The 1,067-nt window shown below is 38.5% G+C and carries 3 protein-coding genes; 2 read left to right on the forward strand and 1 reads right to left on the reverse strand.

Annotation, left to right across the window (positions count from 1 at the left end; all coding sequences use genetic code 11):
• A partial coding sequence (locus tag ACFIMA_RS09695) for a lysozyme (RefSeq protein ID WP_375693452.1) occupies nt 1–233 on the reverse strand: 233 nt, incomplete at its 3' end.
• Nucleotides 234–376: 143 nt separating this feature from the next.
• Here ACFIMA_RS09695 and ACFIMA_RS09700 point away from each other — a divergent pair.
• Together ACFIMA_RS09700 and ACFIMA_RS09705 are read left to right on the forward strand one after the other, a co-directional pair.
• Nucleotides 377–601, forward strand: a complete 225-nt coding sequence (locus ACFIMA_RS09700; protein ID WP_273791685.1) for an antitoxin MazE family protein — start codon at nt 377–379, stop codon at nt 599–601.
• Nucleotides 601–924, forward strand: coding sequence for a type II toxin-antitoxin system PemK/MazF family toxin (locus ACFIMA_RS09705; protein WP_375609602.1), 324 nt, complete (start codon nt 601–603; stop codon nt 922–924). Before ACFIMA_RS09700 ends, ACFIMA_RS09705 begins: the two co-directional genes overlap by 1 nt.
• Nucleotides 925–1,067 lie beyond the last annotated feature (143 nt).

The raw sequence follows: 1,067 nt of genomic DNA on the forward strand, positions 1-1,067 counted from the left end.
GAAACTGTAACAGCGCGTTCAACGACATTTTCAAATTGTCTTAAGTCTTGGCAAAGAAGTTCTTCTGCTTGCTTTTCAGTGATTGTCATGCCTTCGTAAATAAAAGGTTTTCCAGCACTGTTTGTATGTCCATAACCTATTGTCCACACCCCAATGGCATCTTTATAGGCGTTTAAACGCAAACCTTCCCATTGTTTGATAAGTGCAAGTCCTTCTGATGATATTGTTCTCATGTATTGCTCCTATAAAAAAGCCCCACAAAAGGTGGGGATGAGTGAATATTAAAAATTGTAATTATTGCGTTTTATTAAAAGTAGTGTTTCATGTAACTTTTTTCTGTGTTATACGTTACATGAAACACAATGGAGATTTTGTTATGGCTACAATGCACGTCAATGAACGCGTTCAAAAACATCGCAACGCACAAAGAAAAGCAGGTTTGCGTTTAATGCAAATTTGGGTACCAGATATTCGCCAACCGAACTTTGCAGAAGAGTGCCGACGCCAATGTCGCTTAGTCGCAAAAATGGATAAAACAGATACATCTATGCAGTTGTTGATGGATCAATCTTTAATGGATGTTGATGGCTGGACAGAATGATGCGTGGATCTCTCGTCACAATAGCTATGCAAGGTGATTTTGGTAAACCAAGACCTGCGTTAATCATTCAAGCTAATCAATTCAGTGAACATACAAGTGTAACGGTTTTACCCATTACTAGCACACTTGTTGATGCGCCATTACTCCGCATTACGATTCAGCCAAACGCTAAAAATGGTTTGCAAAAACCTTCGCAAGTCATGATTGATAAGATTATGACGGTAAGATGTGAAAAAGTTAGTCCAGCTTTCGGCTCCATTCATGCAGATAAAATGGTAGAAATTGAACGCTGTTTAGCTGTATTTTTAGGAATAGTAAAATAAAAATAGTATTTCTTTTTATCATCATAAAATAGCTTTGTTTATCTATCCTCTTCATCCATATGGATAACGCCTTCGCCTTCGTCGCATGCGTTTGGTGGGGCGTTTGGGTCAAGGGTATCATCTTTGTCTGGTGTGGTGTTTGC

It is taken from the genome of Bartonella sp. AP88HLJMH (assembly GCF_042195605.1).
Taxonomy (GTDB): Bacteria; Pseudomonadota; Alphaproteobacteria; order Rhizobiales; family Rhizobiaceae; genus Bartonella.

What these genes read in the sequence shown, in the direction of transcription:
- ACFIMA_RS09700 (WP_273791685.1), top strand. Translation starts at nt 377, where the DNA reads ATGGCTACAATGCACGTCAATGAACGCGTTCAAAAACATCGCAACGCA.
- ACFIMA_RS09705 (WP_375609602.1), top strand. Translation starts at nt 601, where the DNA reads ATGCGTGGATCTCTCGTCACAATAGCTATGCAAGGTGATTTTGGTAAA.